This window comes from Paenibacillus montanisoli, assembly GCF_003268025.1.
In the GTDB taxonomy this organism is placed as follows: domain Bacteria; phylum Bacillota; class Bacilli; order Paenibacillales; family Paenibacillaceae; genus Paenibacillus_Z; species Paenibacillus_Z montanisoli.
Genome location: NZ_QLUW01000008.1, coordinates 1 through 23,030 on the forward strand (window position 1 = coordinate 1; position 23,030 = coordinate 23,030).

At 54.0% G+C, this 23,030-nt stretch carries 22 protein-coding genes and 1 rRNA gene; all 23 read right to left on the minus strand.

Annotated elements, in window-relative coordinates:
* Nucleotides 1–123 (minus strand): 16S ribosomal RNA (locus DL346_RS27775); the annotation flags it as partial.
* Nucleotides 124–417: 294 nt separating this feature from the next.
* Entirely contained in the window at nt 418–1,923 is a 1,506-nt protein-coding gene (lysS, locus tag DL346_RS27780) for a lysine--tRNA ligase (protein ID WP_112885662.1), read from the minus strand.
* A gap of 130 nt (nt 1,924–2,053) precedes the next feature.
* Nucleotides 2,054–2,530: a transcription elongation factor GreA gene (greA, locus tag DL346_RS27785; RefSeq protein WP_112885663.1), complete on the minus strand. Its 477-nt coding sequence runs from the start codon at nt 2,528–2,530 to the stop codon at nt 2,054–2,056.
* 255 nt (nt 2,531–2,785) lie between these two features.
* Nucleotides 2,786–3,823: a tRNA dihydrouridine synthase DusB gene (dusB, locus tag DL346_RS27790; protein WP_112885664.1), complete on the minus strand. Its 1,038-nt coding sequence runs from the start codon at nt 3,821–3,823 to the stop codon at nt 2,786–2,788.
* Nucleotides 3,824–3,868: 45 nt separating this feature from the next.
* Nucleotides 3,869–4,078: a helix-turn-helix domain-containing protein gene (locus DL346_RS27795; RefSeq protein WP_112885665.1), complete on the minus strand. Its 210-nt coding sequence runs from the start codon at nt 4,076–4,078 to the stop codon at nt 3,869–3,871.
* Nucleotides 4,030–4,611, minus strand: a complete 582-nt coding sequence (gene folK / locus DL346_RS27800; RefSeq protein ID WP_338066336.1) for a 2-amino-4-hydroxy-6-hydroxymethyldihydropteridine diphosphokinase — start codon at nt 4,609–4,611, stop codon at nt 4,030–4,032. The genes DL346_RS27795 and folK overlap by 49 nt, the downstream gene beginning before the upstream one ends.
* Nucleotides 4,577–4,969 (minus strand): dihydroneopterin aldolase, encoded by a 393-nt coding sequence (folB, locus tag DL346_RS27805; protein ID WP_112885667.1) that lies wholly within the window; start codon nt 4,967–4,969, stop codon nt 4,577–4,579. Before folB ends, folK begins: the two co-directional genes overlap by 35 nt.
* A 30-nt stretch (nt 4,970–4,999) precedes the next feature.
* Entirely contained in the window at nt 5,000–5,884 is an 885-nt protein-coding gene (gene folP / locus DL346_RS27810; protein ID WP_112885668.1) for a dihydropteroate synthase, read from the minus strand.
* A complete protein-coding gene (gene pabC, locus DL346_RS27815; RefSeq protein ID WP_112885669.1) occupies nt 5,881–6,762 on the minus strand; it encodes an aminodeoxychorismate lyase in 882 nt (293 codons plus the stop codon). Before pabC ends, folP begins: the two co-directional genes overlap by 4 nt.
* Nucleotides 6,759–7,340 carry an aminodeoxychorismate/anthranilate synthase component II gene (pabA, locus tag DL346_RS27820; RefSeq protein ID WP_112885670.1) on the minus strand — a complete coding sequence of 194 codons (582 nt, stop codon included), beginning with the start codon at nt 7,338–7,340 and terminating at the stop codon, nt 6,759–6,761. Before pabA ends, pabC begins: the two co-directional genes overlap by 4 nt.
* Before the next feature lie 20 nt (nt 7,341–7,360).
* Entirely contained in the window at nt 7,361–8,926 is a 1,566-nt protein-coding gene (locus tag DL346_RS27825; RefSeq protein ID WP_112885671.1) for an anthranilate synthase component I family protein, read from the minus strand.
* 120 nt (nt 8,927–9,046) lie between these two features.
* Nucleotides 9,047–10,135 carry a Ger(x)C family spore germination protein gene (locus tag DL346_RS27830; RefSeq protein WP_112885672.1) on the minus strand — a complete coding sequence of 363 codons (1,089 nt, stop codon included), beginning with the start codon at nt 10,133–10,135 and terminating at the stop codon, nt 9,047–9,049.
* On the minus strand, nt 10,132–11,253 hold the full coding sequence (locus DL346_RS27835) for a GerAB/ArcD/ProY family transporter (protein WP_112885673.1): 1,122 nt from the start codon (nt 11,251–11,253) through the stop codon (nt 10,132–10,134). Before DL346_RS27835 ends, DL346_RS27830 begins: the two co-directional genes overlap by 4 nt.
* A gap of 7 nt (nt 11,254–11,260) precedes the next feature.
* Entirely contained in the window at nt 11,261–12,634 is a 1,374-nt protein-coding gene (locus tag DL346_RS27840; RefSeq protein WP_165822710.1) for a spore germination protein, read from the minus strand.
* 132 nt (nt 12,635–12,766) lie between these two features.
* Complete coding sequence (gene cysK / locus DL346_RS27845; protein ID WP_112885675.1) at nt 12,767–13,705, minus strand: cysteine synthase A; 939 nt, start codon at nt 13,703–13,705, stop codon at nt 12,767–12,769.
* A 101-nt stretch (nt 13,706–13,806) separates the two neighbouring features.
* Complete coding sequence (locus DL346_RS27850; protein ID WP_112885676.1) at nt 13,807–14,802, minus strand: peptidylprolyl isomerase; 996 nt, start codon at nt 14,800–14,802, stop codon at nt 13,807–13,809.
* A gap of 17 nt (nt 14,803–14,819) precedes the next feature.
* On the minus strand, nt 14,820–15,716 hold the full coding sequence (hslO, locus tag DL346_RS27855) for an Hsp33 family molecular chaperone HslO (RefSeq protein WP_112885677.1): 897 nt from the start codon (nt 15,714–15,716) through the stop codon (nt 14,820–14,822).
* Nucleotides 15,717–15,733: 17 nt separating this feature from the next.
* Nucleotides 15,734–16,501: a type III pantothenate kinase gene (locus DL346_RS27860; protein ID WP_112885678.1), complete on the minus strand. Its 768-nt coding sequence runs from the start codon at nt 16,499–16,501 to the stop codon at nt 15,734–15,736.
* Nucleotides 16,498–17,394 (minus strand): carboxylating nicotinate-nucleotide diphosphorylase, encoded by an 897-nt coding sequence (gene nadC, locus DL346_RS27865; RefSeq protein ID WP_112885679.1) that lies wholly within the window; start codon nt 17,392–17,394, stop codon nt 16,498–16,500. The genes DL346_RS27860 and nadC overlap by 4 nt, the downstream gene beginning before the upstream one ends.
* Nucleotides 17,387–19,003 carry an L-aspartate oxidase gene (gene nadB / locus DL346_RS27870; protein WP_112885680.1) on the minus strand — a complete coding sequence of 539 codons (1,617 nt, stop codon included), beginning with the start codon at nt 19,001–19,003 and terminating at the stop codon, nt 17,387–17,389. The genes nadC and nadB overlap by 8 nt, the downstream gene beginning before the upstream one ends.
* A gap of 40 nt (nt 19,004–19,043) precedes the next feature.
* On the minus strand, nt 19,044–19,982 hold the full coding sequence (gene nadA / locus DL346_RS27875) for a quinolinate synthase NadA (protein WP_112885681.1): 939 nt from the start codon (nt 19,980–19,982) through the stop codon (nt 19,044–19,046).
* 370 nt (nt 19,983–20,352) lie between these two features.
* Nucleotides 20,353–22,380 carry an ATP-dependent zinc metalloprotease FtsH gene (gene ftsH / locus DL346_RS27880; RefSeq protein ID WP_112885682.1) on the minus strand — a complete coding sequence of 676 codons (2,028 nt, stop codon included), beginning with the start codon at nt 22,378–22,380 and terminating at the stop codon, nt 20,353–20,355.
* A gap of 96 nt (nt 22,381–22,476) precedes the next feature.
* Complete coding sequence (hpt, locus tag DL346_RS27885; protein WP_112885683.1) at nt 22,477–23,016, minus strand: hypoxanthine phosphoribosyltransferase; 540 nt, start codon at nt 23,014–23,016, stop codon at nt 22,477–22,479.
* Nucleotides 23,017–23,030: the final 14 nt, after the last annotated feature.

The following is a 23,030-nucleotide window of genomic DNA, read 5'->3' on the forward strand; positions in this document are numbered from 1 at the left end:
GGTTGCCTACGTGTTACTCACCCGTCCGCCGCTAACCTTCCCCGAAGGGAAGATCCGCTCGACTTGCATGTATTAGGCACGCCGCCAGCGTTCGTCCTGAGCCAGGATCAAACTCTCCATAAAAGTGGTCCGAAGACCATTTATGAATTCGCTTGTTAGCTCATTCAAAAACTAGCTTGTTTTAAAACCTTTTGACAGGTCGCTCATTGTTCAGTTTTCAAGGAACAAATTCATTCGTTTCTCACTCGTTCGCCCGTGTCTCAGCGGCTACTTGATTAATATATCATAGCCCACAACAACATTGCAACCCTTTTTTAAAACTTTTTTATTTTCTTTTGTAAAAACAGCGTTGAAGTGCTCTTTAGACAACAAAAAAACCGCCAAGAATCAACTCCTTGGCGGTTCACTACTCGCTTATTATTCTCCTGCGCGTTCGCGCATCAGCGGGAACAACAGTACATCTCTGATGGACGGCGCATCGGTCAGCAGCATAACAAGACGGTCGATCCCTATGCCGAGACCGCCTGTAGGCGGCATACCGTATTCGAGCGCACGGATAAAGTCCTCATCCATCTCGTGCGCCTCGTCGTTGCCTTGCTCCTTCTCAAGCAGCTGCGCTTCGAAACGCTGGCGCTGGTCGATCGGATCGTTCAGCTCCGTGAAAGCATTGGCGTGCTCACGGGCTACGATGAACAGCTCGAAACGATCCGTAAAGCGCGGATCGATGTCGCTCTTCTTCGCAAGTGGCGAAATAGCCACCGGATGTCCGGTCACGAACGTCGGCTGTATCAGCGTATGCTCGACAAACTCCTCGAAGAACGCGTTCAGAATATGGCCGAACGTCATATGCGGCTCAACCTTGACGTTGTGAGCCTTGGCGTGAGCATGCGCTTCGTCGTCCGTCATCTGCTGGCTGAAATCGACACCGGTCGCTTCCTTAACCAAATCCACCATAGACACACGGCGCCATGGCGGCGAGAGGTCAACCTCTGTGCCTTGATAAGTGATCTTGGTCGTACCGAGCACTTCTTGCGCAATATGTGCAATAAGCGACTCCGTAAGAGCCATAATATCTTTATAATCGGCGTATGCCTCATAAAGCTCGATCATTGTAAATTCAGGGTTGTGGCGCGTCGAAATTCCTTCGTTCCGATAAACGCGGCCAATCTCATATACTTTCTCCATCCCGCCGACAATTAGGCGCTTCAAGTGAAGCTCAATGGCAATACGCATGTAAAGCTGCATATCAAGCGCATTGTGATGGGTAATAAACGGCCGTGCGGCAGCACCGCCCGCAATGGCATGCAGCGTCGGCGTCTCCACTTCCAAATAGCCGAGGCTATCAAGATAGCGGCGCATCGATTGAATAATGCGCGAACGCGCAATAAACGTCTGCTGCACCTCCGGATTCACGATCAAATCGACGTAACGCTGGCGGTAGCGAAGCTCTACGTCCTTCAAGCCGTGATATTTCTCAGGCAGCGGAAGAAGCGATTTCGAAAGAACCGCGATTTCATTGGCCTTAATCGACGTTTCGCCTGTGTTGGTTTTAAACACGGTGCCTCGGACGCCGATAATATCGCCGATATCCAGCAGCTCGAACGCTTGGTACTGAGCTTCGTCAACGGTATCCTTGCGCGCGTAAATTTGAATTTTGCCGCTTAGATCTTGAATGTGCGCAAAGCCCGCTTTGCCCATTCCGCGCTTTTGCATAATCCTGCCTGCGACAGTGACCTCAACCGCTTGCGCTTCCAGGTCCTCCTTGCTTGCAGCTTCATACGCGTCAACGATGTTCTTGGCATGATGAGTCCGTTCAAATTTGCCGCCGAAAGGGTCAATGCCCAGTCCCCGCAGCTCGTCCAGCTTGTCTCTGCGAATTTGCAGAAGCTCGCTTAATTCTTGCTCTTGTGTCCCTTGCTCCACCGTAATTCATCTCCTTATTAATCCAGCACGCAAACGCCTATGCGGCGCCGGCATCAGCCCGAAAGCTATTTCTGCTCCACAATGAGGAAAAAAGCTTCCACAAGGAAGCTTTCTCAAAAGGCATGCCTGGTTATTTTTTAATATCAACGATTTTATATTGAATGATGCCGGCTGGTACGCTTACTTCAACGATCGTGCCTTTCATTTTGCCCAAAATAGCTTTGCCAACCGGACTTTCATTTGAAATTTTGTTCTTGAGCGGATCGGACTCGGCCGTACCGACAATCGTATACTCCATCGTGTCGCCGAACTCCAAATCTTCCACCGTTACGATGGAACCGATGCTTACCGTATCGATATTGATCTCATCGTTATTGATAATGCGGGCGTTGCGGAGCATTTTCTCCAGCGTAATGATGCGGCCTTCGATGAATGCCTGCTCGTTTTTCGCATCTTCATATTCAGAGTTCTCGCTGATATCGCCATAGCCGATAGCCACTTTGATCCGTTCTGCAACTTCACGACGTTTGACGGACTTCAGATTTTCCAGTTCATCTTCCAGCTTCTTGAGCCCATCTTGCGTAAGGATAATTTCTTTATCGCTCATGGTACCAATTCTCCTGTCGTGTGGCATTTTTTCATACCGTGTATGAATCACTGTTACCTAATATATTACGCATCATGCCTATGATGACACCGCGCAGGAATGAGAAATCATCGTCTTAAACCCAGGCGGACGGCTTGTTATTGGAAGATTATATTTCATGTTCCCCTATATGTCAACGAAAGCGGGGCAGCAAATGTAATCGCTTAACTCCGCAAAACGCAAAGGACTCAGGCGATGAGCTCCTTTGCGCTTCGATCAGTGATATACGGCTTCTTCCGGAGAAGTTGCCGGCGTGATGGACGCTGTAGGCGTTTCGCTCAGATTGCCAAGCGATTCGACATACTGTCCTAAAATTTGCACCATGTTGTCACGCGTTGTTTCTTCCATGATAACATCCTTGACGCGAGCCGCTCCCGGGACCCCTTTTAGGTACCATGCCAAGTGCTTACGCATTTCGCGTACGGCGGTAGACTCGCCTTTCAGGTTCACGAGACGGTCCATATGAAGGATGGCCACGTCCATCTTCTCGCGCGGCGTCGGGTCCGGCAGAAGCTCTCCCGTAGACAAATATTGAATCGTCCGGTACAGCATCCACGGGTTGCCAAGCGCGCCGCGGCCGATCATGACGCCGTCGCAGCCTGTATGATCAAGCATGCGCTGAGCATCCTCTGGCGTGAAAACATCTCCGTTCCCAATGACAGGAATGGATACGGATTGCTTAACATCCCTTATAATGTCCCAATTGGCCTTACCTGTATACAATTGCTCCCTTGTACGGCCATGAACGCTGACCGCTTTGCCGCCTGCGCGCTCTACCGCGCGGGCATTCTCAACGGCATAGATATGCTCGCTGTCCCAGCCGATCCGCATTTTAACCGTTACCGGCTTCTCGACGGCGTCGACAACGGCCGACACCATTTCATAGATTTTATTCGGATCGAGCAGCCAGCGGGCACCCGCATCGCATTTTGTTACTTTAGGGACGGGGCAGCCCATGTTGATGTCAATAATATCCGCGTTGGTCTGCTTATCCACGACCTTCGCCGCCTCAACCAGCGATTCGCGGTCACCGCCAAAAATTTGCAAGCTGAGCGGCTTCTCGCGTTCATCCACGTATAGCATTTCAAGCGTCCGCTTATTGCCGTGCAGGATCGCTTTATCGCTGACCATCTCGGCGCAAACCAGGCCGCAGCCGAACTCTTTGGCAATCAGTCGAAAAGCCGGGTTGCACACGCCTGCCATCGGCGCCAGCACGACTTTATTTTTCATCTCGATGTTTCCGATTTTAAGCATGGTAGTCCAAGCTCCCTTCCGATCTGGCACATGTTAACGTTTCATTCATTTCAAATCCGCAGTTAGCTCACTGTAGCTAATGCCTAGCGTTTCCGATATCCGGTCAAGCAGCTTAGGGTCCGGCTTGCGCGTCCCGCGCTCTAACGAGCCGAGCACGGCTACGGATACACCCAGCTTTGCAGCCAGCTCTTGCTGCGTATAGCCTTTCAGCTTTCGGAATGCGCGGACACGCCCGGCCAATTGATCATATTCCATAGCGCGATTCCTTCCCCTCTGTCTTGTAGCGCCCGCTTCGCCCGTTCCTTCACTCGCTTCTGCAGCGCATGTTCATCCGGCAGCACATCGGCGAGAGGAACCAGCACGAAGGCCCGTTCCATCATCCTCGGATGCGGCAGCGTAAGCTCCTCTTCCGTAAGGGTCACGCCATCGTAAAGCAGCATATCCAAATCGATCGTGCGCGGCCCCCAGCGTATATCGCGTTTGCGGCCAAGCTGATTCTCCATGGCAAGCATGGCGCGCAGCAGCTCATGCGGCTCTAGCGACGTGCGCAGCGCGGCAGCCATGTTTAGAAAAGCCGGCTGGTCGGTATAGCCGACCGGGTCGGTTTCATAAAGTGCAGATGCGCGTACTACCGTAATGGCAGGATGGTCATCCAGCAGACGGAGCGCAGCCTTCAGCTGCTGCTCTCGGTCGCCGAGATTGGCTCCAAGCGCGATATACGCCGATTGCCCGGCAGCGCTGCCGTTCCGTTCATTATTGCCTCGCGGGCTGTCGTGTTCCATGGTCATCCCGCTTTCTGCTAATTTCCACCGTCACGCCGTCGAAATGGATCTCAAACGGCGGATGCGGCTTCGTTACGGACACCGTCACTTCATTTACACTAGTATAAGCGTCGAGCACGGCCGATGCAATGTGGCCAGCTAAAGCCTCGATCAGTTTGAACGGAGGTCCCTCGACAATACTCTTGACCCGCGCGTGAATTTCGGCATAGTTGATCGTATGCTCCAAGTCGTCCGTTCGGGCGGCCCGAGATAAATCCATCGCAAGCGTCAAATCCACATAAAACTGCTGGCCAAGCTTGTTCTCTTCCGGAAATACGCCGTGATAACCGAAGAAGCGCATCCCTCTCAGCGTCATTTTATCCATCCTTCATTCCCCCGCTTTCGATAAACGTCTTCATTTAATGACATCAAGCTGCGGATATACGATAGCGTCTGCCATTAACGCCGTCTGTTTATTGGCAAGCACATCATGCACGCGGACGATCTGACAGCCCTGCATGATGCCAAGCGCGGTTGTCGCGGCTGTGCCGAATACGACCTCGGCGGTATCCAGCTGCAGCGTTTCTCGTATGAATTTCTTGCGGGAGGTGCCGAGCAGCACGGGATAGCCCTCGGCTACCAGCCGGTCCAATTGTCCCATAAGCGCAAGATTGTCGGCATATGTCTTGGCAAAGCCGATCCCCGGATCAAGCCAAATGGCCGACTCCGCCACGCCCGCTTCCCGTGCCAATGCGATGCCTTCCTGCAGATCGGCTATCACATCCGGCATCAGATCCGTGTAATCGCGTGCCTGCCGATTATGGCTAATGATGACCGGACTGCGGTGCGCCGCGGCAACCTCCGCCATGCGGGGATCGGCCTTCAGTCCCCATACATCATTGATAATATGGGCGCCTGCTTCCAAGGCTTGGCTCGCCGTCTCGGCTTTATACGTATCGATGGACAGCGGCGTATCCGGTAATGCCTCGCGAATCGCCCGAATGACGGGGATGACGCGCTTCAGCTCCTCCTCAAGCGGAACCGCCGCGCTGCCCGGCCTCGTGGATTCCCCGCCAATATCGATAATGTCCGCCCCTTGCTCAACCAGCTCGCGGGCGTGACGGACTGCGGCTTCGATTTCGTTATACCGTCCGCCGTCTGAGAAGGAGTCCGGCGTCGCGTTCAAAATGCCCATGATCAGCGTTCGACTGCCTAGCGTTAGAGTGACTCCGTCCGTAAAACTATAGGTTCGCTCATAAGGCCAGCCGACTGGGGCCGAGCGTGTAATCGTTGCTTTCATCGTTTCGTATCCTCCCGGTAAGCTGAGAGCAGCTCTCTTGTGATCGGGCCGGACTGTCCGTTCCCGACCCGGCGGCAGCGGCCGGATTCATCCCTAATCGTCGTTACCGGAACCAGCTCCTGAATGGAGTTGGTCACCCATACTTCATCCGCCTCCTGCAAATCCGACCAGGTGTAGAAGCCTTCCTTCACAGCGGTTGCGGCAGGCAGTCCTGCTGCCAGTTCGATGACACGCCCGCGGGTAATACCCGGTAATATCCCTGTTTCAATAGACGGCGTATATAGGACTCCGCCGCATGCGAAGAAGAGATTGCTGACGATGCCTTCGGCCAGCCAGCCTTCCCGTGTCAGCATGAGCCCTTCCGCGCCTGGCGCTGCTCCGCCGGTCGCGGCCAATTCCCGCTTGGCTATTATATTGTTCATATAATGCAGCGATTTCAACCGCACTTCGCCTTCAGGCGTATTGCGGCGCGTACGGAGCTGCACCAGCTCACGGCCTTCCACATAAAGCGATGGGGACGCGGCCGGCAGCGCTTTGACGAGCAGCAGCATGTTCGGCTGCTCATAGTCGCCCGCCGGCAGACCGAGCACGCCTTCGCCTGCGGTAATGGTCAGCCGCACATACGCTTCCGGCAGCTCGTTCACCGCCATCAGCTCGCGCAGCCAGCTTCTGAGTTCCGCGGCATCAAGTCTGCAGCGGATGCCTAGCGATTCGCAGCCTGCCGACAAGCGCGACAAATGCCTCTCTAGCAAGTAAGGCTCGCCCTCATAAGTCCGGAACGTTTCGAACAAGCCCATTCCATACAAAAAACCGTGATCGTAGACCGAGATCACGGCTTCCTCCTGACGCATGATTTTGCCATTCCATCCGATCTTCATCGTACCGCGCCTGCCCGCATGTTCAGGAAATTGCGAAGCAGCTTGTGCCCGTTCTCGGTGATGATCGATTCCGGGTGGAATTGCACGCCTTCGATGAGATACTCCTTGTGGCGAAGCCCCATAATTTCGCCCTCTTCCGTCTGTGCGCTGATTTCCAGGCAGTCGGGAAGCGTTTCTTTCTTCACGATCAGCGAATGGTAGCGAGTCGCCGTGTAAGGCGAAGGGATGCCTTCGAAAACCGAGCGCCCGTCATGGTAGATCTGCGACGTTTTGCCATGCATCAGCTTCTCCGCCCGCACCACTTCGCCGCCGAAGGCTTGTCCGATCGACTGGTGGCCAAGGCAAACGCCGAAAATCGGGATTACCCCTTTAAACCGTTCGATGAGCGCGAGGCTGATTCCCGCTTCGTTCGGGCTGCAAGGTCCCGGCGAGATCAGGATATGATCAGGCGCAAGGGCCGCGATCTCATCCAGACTGATTTCGTCATTGCGTTTGACGACGACCTCTTCGCCGAGCTCTCCTAAGTACTGCACCAAATTGTACGTAAATGAGTCGTAGTTATCGATGACCAATATCATTTGCGCTTCCCCCTTGGTAATTACAGCCGCACACGGTTTGCTTCCGCCCATTGCTCGCTGTACTCGATGGCCTTCCATAAGGCCTTGGCTTTGTTCAATGATTCGCGGTATTCGCGTTCCGGGTCGGAATCGATCACGATCCCCGCTCCGGCTTGAATGTGGACGACTTCATCCTTAACCGACATCGTTCTGATAATAATATTAAATTCCATATCCCCGTTGTAGTCAATCCATCCGAGAGATCCGGTGTATGGGCCCCGCCTGGTCGGCTCCAGCTCCTCGATAATCTCCATCGTGCGGATCTTCGGCGCGCCCGTTATGGTGCCGCCCGGGAAGGTCGCCCCGATGACATCGTAAGCGTCCTTGCCCTCGGCGATCGTGCCTTCCACCTGCGAGACCAGATGCATCACGTGACTGTAATATTCAATGACCATCAGCTCGGACACTTGAACGGTACCGTATGCCGATATGCGTCCGAGATCGTTGCGTTCCAAATCGACGAGCATAATATGCTCCGCCCGCTCCTTCTCATTGCTCCGCAGCTCCTCAGTCATCCGCCGGTCTTCTTCCTCCGTGCGCCCGCGGCGGCGCGTACCCGCAATTGGACGGGTGGCGAGCTTCCCGTCCGCAAGCTCGACCAGCAGCTCCGGCGAAGCCGATACAAGCTGGAAATCGGGGCAATTCAGAAAGCCCATATAAGGCGACGGATTGAACAGCCGCAGCCATTCGTAAAGTTCCTCCGGGTTCGACTGCGTGTTGCGGCTTTGACGCTGGGAGAGATTGACCTGGAACACATCGCCTGCCGCGATATAGCTTCGAATCCGCTCGACCGCAGCCTTGAACGCTTCCTTGGCAAAAGGCGACTCGATGCCTTTTACCGCCTCCACGTCAATGAGAAGCGAACCGTCCTCCATAAAGCGCGTGCGCGCCCGGCGCAGCGCATCCGCAGATACAGCCGCTTCTCCGCCGGCGAAGGCCGACCATTGCGCGGCCATGCCGTCCGCCCGCCCACATGCCGCAGCGTACAAGCGCTCCAGCTGCTCAAGCGATTCTTGCCCGTCGATAGCCGTATGCACCGCGAAATAAAGCTGCTCCTTCTGATGGTCGACGATCCACAGCTCGTCCATCCGCATGAATAAATAATCCGGCAGACCCAAGTCGTCCGCTGCCATCTCCGGCAGCCGCTCTATCGAGCGAATGACATCGTAGCTCCAGAAGCCTGCGCAGCCGCCCGTCCACTTGGGCGCTTCCGGCACCCGGGGAGCTTTGCGCCCGTCCATCCAGCAGCGCACAGCTTCCAGCGGTTCGGCCTCGTACACCGTTACGCGGCCTTCCGCTTGGTCGACCGCCTCCGCTCTCATCCCTTTCCCGCGAATGACCGAAGACGGATGCAGCCCTAGGTACGTATACCGCCCGTCTTTTCCGCTCTCCAGCACGAATGCGTGAGGTGAAGCCGTCTTCCAAGCCGCTTCCCATGAAGCCGGGCGCCCTTCTCCGCTCCCAAGCGGGCGCTTCGCAAGCAAAGGAAGCATGCTATAGCCTTGCTCCCGCCAATTGAGCCAATCTTTAAAGGCTGTACGTTCCATTCGCAGCCCCCTCCACTTCGTTTCCGTTCGAAGAGCTTGCCAAGCGGACCGCCTGCGCTCTTTGTTTGCCTGCTAGTATACCGAACTTGCGAGAAAAAGGAAAGAGAAGCCAGGTGATTTCTATCTGCGCTCCGAATCGAATTCCACGCTAACGGCAGTCTGAAACTTGAGCTGCGGATAGATGGCTTTCCACTCCTTAGCCTTCCAATGCCGATCCTGCGATCTTGCGATTTCTCCGAAGCCGACGGGATCCAAGTCATTTCGCTGAAATCGCCGAACAAGCCTGTCCAGCTCTGCCGCCAATTGCTGCTCCGCTTTCATTTTCAATTGTCCTTTCTCGGCTTCCGAGTGGACATCCATCGGCGAATTCGTGCGTTCCTGCAGCCTCGCATGAACCCGAACGCGTACCTTCATGCTTTTTTCGGAAGGATTCCAATCGTAGGAAGCGTTTGAATGTTCAAACATCATAATCAGCGGCAACCCGTCATTCTCGGATTCGTATAGAACATGGCTGACCGACTCCTCCAGCAAAGCGAACAAGAGAAGGTTCTGAGCTCCTTTTAAAGGCATGACATATCGGTCATCTTTAAATAAGGCCAAGCCCTTCAGTTTGACGCTATTATTCCCGTTTTCCATCCCTACGAGGGGGAGGTAAGGATCCTGCCCTTCTCTCACGTATTGTTTGACAAACGTAAGCAGGTTGGTCCCCGGAATGATACCCAGCCTCTCATGCTTCGATATCGTCGTGCTGATATTGGTGGCGGGGTCCACGTTCTTCGTGCTCATGTCCAGCATCGCTTTGGGGGATGTTTCAGTCAAAGCCAAAGACGTGCTCGCCGGCAAGTTGAATTCGCTTGTAAAAAAGCCCATAAACCGGTACACCGGCTGCCTGGCAAGCTGCTCGTCGATCAGCAGCACCTGGGCTTTCCCAACCACGAGCCTCCCCGATGATTGGAGAGACAGCTCGTTCTGGATCTCGGCCGGCGTTTTTCCCTGCGCGGTAACCGTGTGGTTCTCAAAACCGTCCTTCTTGTAGAACGGAATGCTGATGATTCCAGAAAGTTTCTCTTTGTCGTTCTCATCGGCTTCAACAGCGATCCCATAGATAATGCTTAATTGCTCGAGCGTTTCAGTCTGGCACCCTGTGACCATCAGCAGAATGAACACGACAAGACCCGCTTGAAAGGTGCGGCACCGGCGCGGCATCATGAGCTTTCACCACCAACAGTGGGCACGCGCTGCCCGGACTTCCGCGCTCTAGCGAGAAGCAGCCCGTAGATCGGGATATACACGCACAGCATAACCAGCAGAACGATCGGCTGCCATTTCTGTAACAGCTGATTCAAGCGGAACTCCCATAATCCTGCCGCCACAGCCAGCATCAGCAGCGCCGCCGTCCCGTAATGCATCGCTTCCGGCCATCGCCGAAAAACGGCCTTTCTCAGCATCGTAGCGTTAATCCACAAAACAAACGCCAGCGTGGAAAGAGTCCAAAACAATTGAATGCTAATGCCGACCTCGTCCAACTGCTCAAAGAATTGAAAAGAGATGACTCTATAAAAATCGATGGTCGTGAGATCCACTAGCCTGATCATGTCAAACCCGCATATGCCAAGCATTAACCAGCTCCCAATGATTAGAAACGCGCAGTGCGCGCCGACGGCCGACCAAATGGCCCCACGAACGGATCGCGCTTTGAGGCCGGCAGTATACAATCTGAGAAACACCAGCATCTCGATACCGCTGAATAATGCCGACCCCCTTGCGATTGCCGCCCCGGGCCGCTCAGGAAGTCCGCTCCATAAGGGCAGTATGGACCTCAGCTCGAAACTAGAGGTAACGCCAAGAACAAGAAGCCCCGTTTCAAATATCCGCAAACATAAAACGATAAAAAACAACCCTGCAAGCACCCGCACGCCTCCTTTCCCCGCAACCACCGCGCAAACGAGCATAAGAGGCACCGCAATCCAGTAATATTCCAGGTTCGGCGTCTGGTAACGGTCCAGAATCTGCATCATCTCGTTTAGCATCATTCCTCCCGCTAATATAAGCGATGCCAAAAACAAGATCAGTATGAACACGCCGAAAAAGGTTCCGAAAGCCGCCATATGGCTCGCCGTGAAATCCTTGCCCTCCTCTCTTGTCAACAAGGACGGCATAGGCATGCAAAGCAGGCCGATTACGGCCCCGATAGCCAATAAAACCATATACGCCGATGTACTCGACATATCGATAAGCTGATCCATCATCAAATAGAAATTAATGCAGCCCATCGTCCCCGAAGCGATATAGAAAAGCTGCCAAGCCGTTAACCGCTCTTGTGTCATCTGCCGATTACCCCTTTCCCTTGAAATATCGGGACATCGGATTGAATCCGAATAGCGTGAACGGCCTGTCCAGCGAACGAACGACAAACAACCGGGAGAGCAGAAGGAACCAGAACACGCAGATTCCGGGCAGCCCTAAAACCATGGCCATCAGAAGAGAAGGCAGCTTCAGAAGGAATAACATGTTGCGCAGCTGCACGGTCGCCGAAGCGAGCGTAAGCAAGGAAGACGCGGATACCAGTACGAGCATGACATTGCTGATGACCCCCGCTTCGACGGCTGCCGTGCCGATAATAATCCCCGCTACGACGCCTGCGCTTTGCGAGAGCTTGTTCGGAAGCCGCGCGATGGCTTCAAGCTGAACCATGACCAGCGATTCCATCATGAACGCTTCTACGAACGGAGAGAAGGGTACGTTGTGCCGGGAAATGAGCAGCGTTTGAATGACTTTCAACGGAAACATCTCAAAGTTGTAGGTAGCGACCGCAACGTAGAGCGGAGTAAGCAGCAAAGAAAAAACGAAGCATATCACGCGGGCATACCGGATAGCTCTCACCTGCGGCAGCGGCAAAAAGAGGTCCGATGACGCCACGAATGTATCCTCGAAAGAAGCAGGCCCGATCATCGCTTTCCGCGAGCCCTCCATGAGCAGCGCGACCTTGCCGTTCTCCAGCATGTGGACGGTCTGCAGCGGCAGCTCCGTAAATTCAAAAGGCTCGAAAAACGTATGTTTACCGTTGTAAAGCAGGGTAGCGAAATTTGAAATATCAAGAAGCGCCTTCGGATGATCGATCGATGATTGCTCCACTTGATAGATTAAACGGTCAGCCGTCAAACGGTTATCCGCCATAAAAACTACCGCTGCAGGAAGCTTTCCCGATCCCACGGTTAGCATACGGACATGCAGCTGCTCGGACATCAGGCGTCTGCGGATCAGGTTCAAATTCACATTGAGCGATTCCGTGAATGCATCCTTGGGGCCGGATTCGGAATACTCCTCCTTAGGTTCTTCAACGCTCCGGTAATTGATCGACTTGCATGGAGCATACAGGACGTCCGGATGGGCCACGCCTGCGGTTTCAAGCGTGATGCTGATGTACCCTGTGATCAAGAAGGCATGTTTCTCCCGATGGGTCCTAATCTCAATGTCCGCGATTGGCAGAATCAACTTCATGTCTTCGCTTGAGCGCGGCCTGTATTGCTGTAACATGGGCAAGATCCGTTCGCGCATGATTTGCTGATCGGCCATGGACGAAAGCCATTCGATGCGGTAGGTCCGCTCTTGAAGCTCTAGCAAATAGGTATGCCAGTCATCCGTTTTCGGTTTGACGTTCATGTTTGCGTTCATGTTTGCTTTCTTGTTCTTGTTCGTGTTCGGCATGTAGATCAACTCCTCACTTGCCATCAGAAAAGGATCGTCTTATTTTTTCCTGTGCCGGAACGTTTTATGAGAACAAAAAAAAGACCCCCTGGGAGGGGGATCTTCTTATACGCGCAAGCCTGAGACTTACGATTAGTTTTCGAAGTTGAACAGCGGCGTGGATAAGTAACGCTCGCCGTTGGACGGAACAATCGCCACGACGCGTTTGCCTTTGCCGAGCTCCTTAGCTACCTTCAGCGCTGCGAAGATGGCTGCGCCGGAGGAGATGCCGCAAAGAATGCCTTCTTCTTTCGCTGCGCGGCGAGCGGTTTCGAACGCTTGATCGTTCTCAATCGTGATTACTTCATCATAGATTTCGCGGTTCAAAATTTCAGGGATGAAGTTTGCGCCGATCCCTTGGATCTTGTGGCCGCCTGGGCTGCCGCCGGACAGCAGCGGGGATGCCGCTGGCTCAACAGCCACGACCTTAATGCCCGGGAAGTTCTGCTTCAGCACTTCGCCTGCACCGGAAATCGTACCGCCTGTGCCGATACCCGCAACGAATGCATCCAGTTTGCCGTCAAGCGAGTTGATCGCTTCGACGATTTCCGGACCTGTCGTTTCGCGGTGAATCTTCACGTTCGCTTGGTTCTTGAATTGCTGAGGAATAAAGTACGAAGGATTCTCGGCCTGCAGTTCTTCCGCACGGCGAACCGCTCCGTTCATGCCCTCCGAACCCGGGGTAAGCACAAGCTCAGCACCATATGCGCGAAGCAGATTGCGGCGCTCAATGCTCATCGTTTCCGGCATAACGAGAATCGCTCTATAACCTTTAGCCGCTGCTACCATTGCGAGACCGATACCTGTGTTTCCGCTCGTCGGTTCAACGATCGTGTCACCTGGTTTCAGAATGCCTTGCTGCTCAGCCACTTCAATCATGCTGATTGCAATGCGGTCCTTAACGCTTGCGCCGGGGTTCTGGTACTCCAGTTTTACGTAAACTTCTGCGCTGTCCTCTGGTACCAAACGGTTCAAACGAACAAGTGGTGTATCTCCGATAAGCTCAGTCACGCTTTGTACAATTTTAGCCATGATAAGTGCTCCTCCCTTATTCCGACCAGATTAGTTGGTTTTACTTATATAGTATCAATGGAACCCAGCAGTTGTCAATAGCCAGTTTTGAAACAAAAGGCCTATGGCGACGCCGGATTTGCGGCTTCCGGTAGTACAACGGCATGATATTTCGTCAGCAGCGAATTCTCAACTTCGCGCAGACCGTTCAGTTTGGCGAGCGCCAGTTCCTTCCGAACTTGGTCGCGCAGGCGGTCACCGCTCACCAGCTGCTCCGTCCTCGTCTCGAGCAGCCGAATGATCGCTTCGCCCTGCTCAACGGGAATCGGCCCGGCCACCTCGCCGACCGCCAGCCCGTTCGCAGCCTCCAGCACGGCATCGTCCACAAATGGATCATCGGCCTCGACAAAACCGATATCGCCGCCAGCTTCCGCCGTATTGGCATCCAATGAATAGGTCTTTGCCATTAGATCGAAATCTTCACCGTTCTCCAGCTTCCGCATTAACTCATTCGCGTCTTTCTCCGACGCCAGTACAATCCACGCTAAATGCAGCTGTTTCCGGGGCGCGTACTGCTCTTGATTGTCCGCAATGTAAGCATCAATCTCCGCTTCGGTTACCTCGGTGGTACGAACGGCGATTTTCTCCAGCAGCAGACGATACTTCGAATCCTCCCGAATCCCTTCCGGAGTTAAGCCTAGCTGCTCCTTCATCGATGCAAAATAGTCTTCCTCGTCCTCATAGCCCGCCATCATCGACTCCAACTCTTCGCTGAGCTCGGCTTCCGAGACATTGATGCCTTGTGCTTCTGCTTCCTGCCGAGTCGCCGCTCGTACCATGAGGGTTCGCAGCAGCTGATCGCCGTACTGCTTCCGCAGCTCTTCATTCAGCTGCTTCGCTGTTATCTGCTCTTGACCGACCTTCGCGGCCAGCGGCTCATCATGCGGAGGGTCCGTATCCGACGGCGGGCTGCCTTCTTGATCCTGCGGCGTGGACGAAGGCGCCTGTGGGTCCGCTTTTGGCGGCAGCACGACCCGAAACACGACAACGAGCGCCAAAACAATCATACATACAGCCTGAAGCAGCACAACGCTCTTCAGCACCCGGTCATTCTTCATTATCGCTTAGCCTCCGATTATTGGATCGGTTTCGGCTTCGCCTGATCGAGCAGCATTTCCAGCTGCGGACTGTCAAAAACATATCTCTCGTTGCAGAAATGACACACGACCTCAGCTTGTCCGTCTTCTTCAATTAACTGTTTCAACTCGTGCTCGCCCATGCTTATGAGCGTTCGCTCCACACGCTCTTTAGAGCATTGGCAATGAAAGACGATACTCAGTTCGTCCATAAGCTGAATATCATCGCCTACGACCCGGCGCAACAGGCTTTCCGGCGTTTCGCCTTGCTCGAATAAAGTGGAAATCTGCGGCAGCGACGCTATAGCCTGCTCCAGCCTCGCAATGTCTTCGTCTGAAATGCCTGGCAGCACTTGAATGATGAAGCCGCCGGCATTTTTCAGCTTCCCGTACTCATCAACCAGCACACTGAGGCCAACGACGGAAGGCGTTTGTTCCGAGGTCGCGAAGTAATAGGTAAAATCCTCGGCAAGCTCACCCGAAATAATCGGTACGCTGCCGCGGTACGGCTCTTTCAGACCCAAATCCTTGATGATGTGAATATAGCCGCTGCGTCCGACCGCGCCCGCGACATCAAGCTTGCCTTGGGCATTGCTGGCCAATTGAACTTGCGGATGATCCACATAGCCGCGAACTTCGCCGCTCGCATTGGCATCCACGACGATTTGGCCGACCGGCCCGTCACCTTTTACCTGTATGGTCAGCTTCTCCTTGCCCTTCAGCATGGCGCCCATCATTGCGCCTGCGGTCGCCGTGCGTCCAAGCGCAGCCGTGGTGGTCGGCATCGTGTCGTGCCGCCTCCGCAGTTCTTCGACCAGCGCCGTCGTCTTCACGGCGAATACGCGCAGCTGTCCATTCCAAGCGGTGCCGCGCACCAAATAATCTTTTTCTGCCATAGCGTTCGTTACCTCTTCTATTCTTGATTTCGTTCGTAAATAATACGCAAGCCCTCTAGGGTTAGCAGCGGGTCCACCTCTTCAATCGTTTCGGACTCCGCGGCAATGAGATCAGCCAATCCGCCGGTCGCGATAACACGCGGCGTTACCCCGAATTCCTTGCGAATCCGGTTTACGATCCCATCCACCTGGCCCGCATAGCCGTAAATAATGCCGGCTTGCATCGAGGTCACCGGGTTACGGCCGATTACGCTCTTCGGCTTTACCAACTCGATGCGGGGCAGCTTGGCTGCACGCTGGTACAGCGCTTCCGTCGAAATCCCGATCCCGGGTACGATTGCGCCTCCTAAGTAATTGTTGCCCGCATCTATATAATCAAACGTAGTCGCAGTGCCAAAATCAACGATGATCAGCGGCGATCCGTATTTCTCAATGCCTGCGATGGAATTGACGATTCGGTCCGCGCCTACCTCGCGAGGATTCTCATAGCGAATGTTAAGGCCCGTCTTAATGCCCGGCCCTACGATGAGCGGCGATTTGCGAAGGTATTTCTGGCACAGCTGCTCCAGCGTCCGCATAAGCGGCGGTACGACGGAGGAGATGATCACGCCATCGATCTGATCCAGCTTAACGCCTGCGATTTGGAACAGATTATGGATCATGATGCCGTATTCATCAACGGTAGCCGAGCGGTTCGTGCTCAGTCGCCAGTGGTACAGCAGCTTGCGGGCTTGGTAAATGCCCAGCACGATATTCGTATTGCCTACGTCAACGACGACGATCATGCTCCAGGCCTCCCTTTCTTCCCGTTCAAATCGAGACTAATGTCGAGCGACTGAAACGAGTAGGTTAGGCCGCCGACCGAAATGACATCGACGCCGGTTTCCGCTATGCCCCGGATCGTGTTCAAATTAACGCCGCCGGATGCCTCCACGATGATATGGGGGGATTGCGACTTAATGAGCTGAACGGCTTCGCGCATCAGGTCATTCGTCATATTATCGAGCATGATGATATCGCTGCCGCATGCGAGCGCTTCTTCCACCTGCGCGATCGACTCCGTTTCAACCTCGATCTTCATCGTGTGCGGAATCGCTTGGCGGGCAGCGCGAACAGCGCCAGTAATGCCGCCGGAACCTTTAATATGATTGTCCTTGATCATGACGGCATCATATAAGCCAAATCGGTGATTGAATCCGCCGCCAACGCGCACGGCATACTTCTCCAGCATGCGATGTCCTGGCGTCGTCTTGCGAGTATCGACCAGCCGCACAGGCAGCCCTTCGATCGCCTCGACGAATGCGCGGGTTTTGGTCGCAATGCCGGACAAACGCTGCATCAAATTCAATGCCAGACGCTCACCTGTCAAAATGCTGTGAGTGCTGCCTTCGACTTCCGCCAGTACCGTACCTTTGGTTACCGCATCGCCATCGGAAGCCAGCGGGCGGAATTCGAGCGCCGGATCGACTACTTCGAATACAAGGCGAGCGATCGGGATACCTGCTAAAATCCCGGTTTCCTTCACATGAATCACCGCCTTGGAACGAGTGCCGGCAGGAATCGTCGCCCAGCTCGTAATGTCACCCGTTCCGATATCTTCAGCGAGCCATGCCCGGATCTGATTCCGCAACACCTCCGCGCTGCTTCCTACGGCTGCCGCAAATTGTGCCTCATACATCTTCGATTCGCTCCTCTGTTAACCCATACTCCCGATGGAGGACGGTATGTTTGCGCCAGAGCAGGTCATCCCGCTCAGGAAAATCTTCCCTGCTATGCGCGCCGCGGCTTTCTTCGCGGCCCAGCGCGGACTGCGTCGTCAGCATCGCGCAGGTGAGCAGATTCGCAAACTCATATTCTTCCCGCTTCGTAATGACGCATTGGAATATCGAGCGCAGCCGTTTGAGTTCCTCCAGCCCTTTATGCAGGCCGTTGGCATTGCGGCGCAGCCCGACGTAGCGCACCATGATTTTTTGCAGCTTCAGGCGCTTTTCGACAACCGCCTGAATCGGAGCCTCTCTCCGTGCAAGGGACTTCATCTGAACCTCCGCGTGGCCTTCAAGCGGAGGCAGCGTATTGATTCGCTCTACGATCCGCCGACCGAAGACAATCGCTTCCGAAAGCGAGTTGCTGGCAAGCCGATTGGCGCCATGGACGCCGGTAGACGAGCATTCGCCGCAGGCGAACAGCCGCCGCAAATTCGTTTCACCGTTCAAGTCGGTTTTGACGCCGCCCATCATATAATGCGCCGCAGGCGCGACGGGAATCCAATCCGTCGTTAAATCGAGCCCGAAATTCAAACAGAACTCGTAAATATTCGGAAACCGATGCTTGACCATGTCGGCCGATTCATGCGTCACATCAATATAAACAAATGTCGACTTCGTCGCTTCCATCTCGCTGACAATCGCACGCGCAACGACGTCGCGAGGCGCCAGCTCCAACTGCTCGTGGTATTTCTCCATAAACCGTTCGCCGCGAATATTGCGCAGAACCGCGCCCTCACCGCGAACCGCTTCGGAAATCAAGAAGCGAGGAGCGCCCGGGTAGCAAAGCGACGTCGGATGGAATTGAACGAACTCTACGTCTTGTATGTAAGCACCCGCACGATAAGCCATTGCTATGCCATCGCCTGTAGCGACTTCTGGGTTCGTTGTATAACGATACAGCTGTCCCGCGCCGCCTGAGCAAAGAATGGTTGCTTTGCCGCGCACAAACAAGCGCTGCCCGTCCGGCTTTTGCACGAGCGCGCCCACGCAAACGCCGTCATCGGTAATCAGATCAATGGCAAAATGATCGTCCCACACGTCGATCCGCGGGTTTGCTACCGCTTTCTCCGACAATGCCCGAACGATCTCATATCCGGTCGCATCCCCATTGGCATGCAATATACGACGTTGACTGTGCGCTCCTTCCTTCGTGAGCGCATATTCACCGTTCTCCGTGTCGAACTGCGTCCCCATCCGGATTAAATCCTCGACGCCTTTAGGTCCTTCATGCACCAGCACGTCGACGGCTTCATGCGAGCAAAGGCCTGCGCCGGCAATCAGCGTATCCTGGCGATGGTAGGCAGGCGAGTCGTCATCGGAAAAAACGGCGGCGATGCCCCCTTGCGCATAGCGGGTATTGCTATCCATGAGCGACTTCTTCGTAATCATTAGCACATCATTCGTTTCACTGGCTTTGATCGCGGTAAAAAGACCGGCAATGCCGGCCCCGATCACAATGACGTCTTTATGAATAACCGGCAGCGATTGGAGATCAACATCAACGAGATAACGTGGAATCATAAGTGCAACTTTCCTTTCTGCGGAAAGAGAGTAGCGCATGCTACTTCACTTGTAACATGCGCTCCAGGGACAATCGGGCTTTGCTTGCAACTTCTTCAGGCACGTAAATTTGCGGCTGCATCGTCTCCAGGCATTTTACGAGCTTTTTCAAATTGTTCACTTTCATATTCGGGCAAACCAAATATTTCGTTGCAAAATGGAAGGTCTTATTCGGGCTGTCATTTCGAAGCTGATAACCCGTTCCGTCCTCGGTACCTACGATAAATTCTTGGCAATCGGATTCTTTACAATATTTGATGATAGCGGTTGTACTGCCGACAAAATCGCCAAGCGCGACTACTTCAGGACGGCATTCCGGGTGAACGACAAACTGCGCGTTCGGATACTTGGCTTTCATTTCCTCGACGTCTTTAACGGTCAGCATGTCATGCGTATTGCAATAGCCTTCCCAAATGATCATCTTCTTGTCGGTCTTCTGCTGCACGTAGTGGCCGAGGTTCTTGTCCGGGACCCAAATGATTTCATCGGAATCAACCGAATTCACGACGCGAACGGCATTAGCGGATGTACAACAAATATCGGTTTCCGCCTTAATTTCGGCCGAGGAATTAATGTACGTGACGACCTTCGCGTTCGGGTGCTGGGCTTTCAGCTTCCGCAAGCCGTCGACGTTGACCATGTCGGCCATCGGGCAGCCGGCACGCTCGTCAGGAATGATGACGGTCTTGTTCGGCGCAAGAATCTTCGCACTTTCTCCCATGAAGTGCACGCCGCAGAAAACGATGACATCCGCATCCGTTTCCGCTGCCTTCTGCGCAAGCAGGAAGGAGTCTCCACGGAAATCGGCTACTTCTTGAATTTCATCACGCTGATAATAATGGGCGAGTATAATTGCGTTGCGTTCTTTCTTCAACTGCGCCAATCGTTCACGCAGCTCGCGGTTTTGCTCCGCTTTTCGCTCGAGAGCCAATGCTTCCATAGCTATATTCCCCTCTTTTCACTAACTTTGTGAACTGGTGCACAATCTTGGATGTTCGTTCACCTTTATTTATAGAAAATTACGTGATTTCACGCTGGATATCATCCTTATGATGCCCTCGGCGCAAGCCGGTTCATTCTCAGGGAGCATAACAAGGGATTAACCTTAAATTTACACAAGGTAGGGTATGCTGTCAACCACGAAGAAACGACATCAGCCACCTTATTGACACATTAAGTTTCTTTGCGCATGAAGCCGTTTTTCCCGTAATACGCAGGGTTCAAGCATGTATCTGCGGCCCGCATGCTTTAATAAAAAAAAGGCTGCCGGCGCAGTTGCCTGCGCCCGGACAGCCTTTGTCATCCAGCGATTAAGTTTGCGGCGGTGTGCCGGTTCCGTCGTCATTGTCGTTCGGGTTCGGGTCCGGATCGGCCGGAGGCGTTTGTTCGCCTGCTTCCTTCGATCCGATGCGTACCTTCACGCCGCCGATCGTATCGATAATCGGTTCAGCCTTCGGTTCGGAAGTAACGGCGGTCGAGCCGCCTTCGCCTTCGCTTCCTTCCGCGGAGCCGCTTTCGATAAGACGCTTGATTTGCTCCAGCTCCAGCGTTTCTTCCGCAAGAAGCGTTTGCGCGATCAAATGCACTTCCTTGCTCTTCTCGGTAAGCAGCTGCTTCGCGCGAGCATAGCAATCTTGGATGATGCTTTGCATCTCTTGGTCAATTTCATATGCGATCGCATCGGAGTAGTTCTGCTCATGCCCGATATCGCGGCCCAGGAAGACCTGGCCTTGCGAGCTGCCGAACTGCATCGGTCCGAGCTTGTCGCTCATCCCGTACTCCATGATCATGCTGCGTACGATGCCTGTCGCGGATTTGAAGTCACTGTATGCGCCAGTACCGATTTCGCCGATGTAAATCTCTTCGGCTACGCGGCCCGCGAGCAAGCCGGTCACTTTATCCAGCAATTCCTGCTTGGTCGTCAACATGCGGTCGCCATCCTTAGGCAGCATGATGACATATCCGCCTGCGCGTCCGCGCGGGATAATCGTTACTTTATGAACCTGATCGGCGTGCTCCAAGAAGTAGCCAACAATCGTATGGCCGGCTTCGTGGTAAGCGACGATCCGTTTCTCGCGGTCGCTGATCACGCGGCTGCGCTTCTCCGTACCGACGATTACGCGGTCGATGGCTTCGTCAATCTCCACCATCGCAATGTCACGCTTATTGCGGCGGGCAGCGAGAAGGGCCGCTTCATTAAGCAGGTTCTCGAGATCCGCGCCGGTAAAGCCCGTTGTCCGCTTCGCGATTACGTCCAGCTTGACGTCTTTGGAGAGCGGCTTGTTGCGGGCGTGTACTTTCAGTACCGCCTCACGGCCTTTCACATCCGGACGGTCAACCGTAATTTGACGGTCAAAACGGCCTGGACGGAGCAACGCAGGGTCCAGAATATCCGGGCGGTTCGTTGCCGCTACGATAATGATGCCTTCATTTGCGCCAAAGCCGTCCATCTCCACGAGGAGTTGGTTGAGCGTTTGCTCGCGCTCGTCATGGCCGCCGCCGAGACCGGCGCCGCGCTGACGACCTACGGCGTCAATTTCATCGATAAAGATAATACATGGCGCGTTCTTCTTCGCATTCTCGAACAAGTCGCGAACACGGGAAGCGCCGACACCGACGAACATCTCAACAAAGTCGGAGCCCGAAATGCTGAAGAACGGTACGCCGGCTTCGCCGGCAACCGCGCGCGCAAGGAGCGTCTTACCGGTACCCGGAGGACCGACGAGCAAAACCCCTTTTGGAATGCGGGCGCCAACAGCGGCGAATTTACGCGGATCCTTCAAGAATTCAACGACCTCGACGAGTTCTTGCTTCTCTTCGTCGGCGCCTGCCACATCCTCGAACGTAACGCGTTTCTTCTCTTCGTTATAGAGACGGGCACGGCTCTTGCCGAAGTTCATCACTTTGCCGCCGCCGCCCTGAGCCTGATTGATCAGGAAGAAGAACAGAATAAAGATAATCACGAACGGAATGATTGAGGTCAGGAACGTAAGCCAGATGCTCTGGCCTTCCATCGGCTTGACTTCATACGCGAATTTGTTTTTTAGCTGTGCGTCATTAATCTCTTTGACGACAAACTCCTCAACGCTGGCGTGAGTGTAGAATTGGGCTGAATCCGAGCCTTCCGGTTTGTTCTTGTACTCGCCGGTAATCAGGTAAGAGTAGCCGTCGAACTGAAGCTCGATTTGCTTCACGTTGTCAGCAGTCAGCTCTTGCCTAAATTGATCGTAACGGATTTCAGTGGTGGAATCATTTTGGCTGCTGATAAATTGGAAGATCCCGACGGTCACCAAAAAAATAATCAAATAAAAGCCAGTATTGCGGATGATCCGATTCATCCCCTACCTCCTCTCAAGACGCAAAAAATAAGTTGACCTTGCACGAGAGGCTCCCGCGAGCGGGAGCCGTTCTGGCAGGGCGAGTTGCATCTGCTGTTACTTCTCATAAATCTCGGGCTTCAGAATGCCGATAACCGGCAGGTTGCGGTATTTCTCCGCATAATCAAGCCCGTACCCGACGACGAATGCGTCCGGCAAAACAAATCCTTTATAGTCCGCTTCCAAATCCACCTTGCGGCCTGTCGGCTTATCGAACAGCGTAACAAGCGTAATGGACTTGGCGCTGCGGCGCTCCAGCACGTCGATAAGGTAGCTGAGCGTAAGCCCGCTGTCGATAATGTCCTCAACAATGAGCACGTCCCGGCCTTGCACCGACGCGTCAAGGTCCTTAATAATTTTCACGACACCGCTTGTCTTCGTAGATGCGCCATAGCTGGACACCGCCATAAAGTCAATCTCCAGCGGAATCGTGATGGTCTTCACCAGATCAGCCATAAAAATAAACGCGCCTTTGAGTACGCAAATCACGAGCGGGTTGCGCCCCTCGAACTCACGGCTGATGGTATCGCCAAGCTCCTGCACTTTCTGCTGAATTTGGTCTGCGTCGTAAAGCACTTCTTGAATGTCGTTCAGCAACACGGGCCCTCCTA

Bases quoted from the DNA above. Each gene is read 5' to 3' on its own strand.
- greA (WP_112885663.1), bottom strand. From the start codon at position 2,530: ATGAGCGATAAAGAAATTATCCTTACGCAAGATGGGCTCAAGAAGCTG.
- dusB (WP_112885664.1), bottom strand. From the start codon at position 3,823: ATGCTTAAAATCGGAAACATCGAGATGAAAAATAAAGTCGTGCTGGCG.
- DL346_RS27795 (WP_112885665.1), bottom strand. From the start codon at position 4,078: ATGGAATATGATCAATTGGCCGGGCGTGTCCGCGCATTCCGAAAGCTG.
- folK (WP_338066336.1), bottom strand. From the start codon at position 4,611: ATGACCATGGAACACGACAGCCCGCGAGGCAATAATGAACGGAACGGC.
- folB (WP_112885667.1), bottom strand. From the start codon at position 4,969: ATGGATAAAATGACGCTGAGAGGGATGCGCTTCTTCGGTTATCACGGC.
- folP (WP_112885668.1), bottom strand. From the start codon at position 5,884: ATGAAAGCAACGATTACACGCTCGGCCCCAGTCGGCTGGCCTTATGAG.
- pabC (WP_112885669.1), bottom strand. From the start codon at position 6,762: ATGAAGATCGGATGGAATGGCAAAATCATGCGTCAGGAGGAAGCCGTG.
- pabA (WP_112885670.1), bottom strand. From the start codon at position 7,340: ATGATATTGGTCATCGATAACTACGACTCATTTACGTACAATTTGGTG.
- DL346_RS27825 (WP_112885671.1), bottom strand. From the start codon at position 8,926: ATGGAACGTACAGCCTTTAAAGATTGGCTCAATTGGCGGGAGCAAGGC.
- DL346_RS27830 (WP_112885672.1), bottom strand. From the start codon at position 10,135: ATGATGCCGCGCCGGTGCCGCACCTTTCAAGCGGGTCTTGTCGTGTTC.
- DL346_RS27835 (WP_112885673.1), bottom strand. From the start codon at position 11,253: ATGACACAAGAGCGGTTAACGGCTTGGCAGCTTTTCTATATCGCTTCG.
- DL346_RS27840 (WP_165822710.1), bottom strand. From the start codon at position 12,634: ATGCCGAACACGAACAAGAACAAGAAAGCAAACATGAACGCAAACATG.
- cysK (WP_112885675.1), bottom strand. From the start codon at position 13,705: ATGGCTAAAATTGTACAAAGCGTGACTGAGCTTATCGGAGATACACCA.
- DL346_RS27850 (WP_112885676.1), bottom strand. From the start codon at position 14,802: ATGAAGAATGACCGGGTGCTGAAGAGCGTTGTGCTGCTTCAGGCTGTA.
- hslO (WP_112885677.1), bottom strand. From the start codon at position 15,716: ATGGCAGAAAAAGATTATTTGGTGCGCGGCACCGCTTGGAATGGACAG.
- DL346_RS27860 (WP_112885678.1), bottom strand. From the start codon at position 16,501: ATGATCGTCGTCGTTGACGTAGGCAATACGAATATCGTGCTGGGCATT.
- nadC (WP_112885679.1), bottom strand. From the start codon at position 17,394: ATGTATGAGGCACAATTTGCGGCAGCCGTAGGAAGCAGCGCGGAGGTG.
- nadB (WP_112885680.1), bottom strand. From the start codon at position 19,003: ATGATTCCACGTTATCTCGTTGATGTTGATCTCCAATCGCTGCCGGTT.
- nadA (WP_112885681.1), bottom strand. From the start codon at position 19,982: ATGGAAGCATTGGCTCTCGAGCGAAAAGCGGAGCAAAACCGCGAGCTG.
- ftsH (WP_112885682.1), bottom strand. From the start codon at position 22,380: ATGAATCGGATCATCCGCAATACTGGCTTTTATTTGATTATTTTTTTG.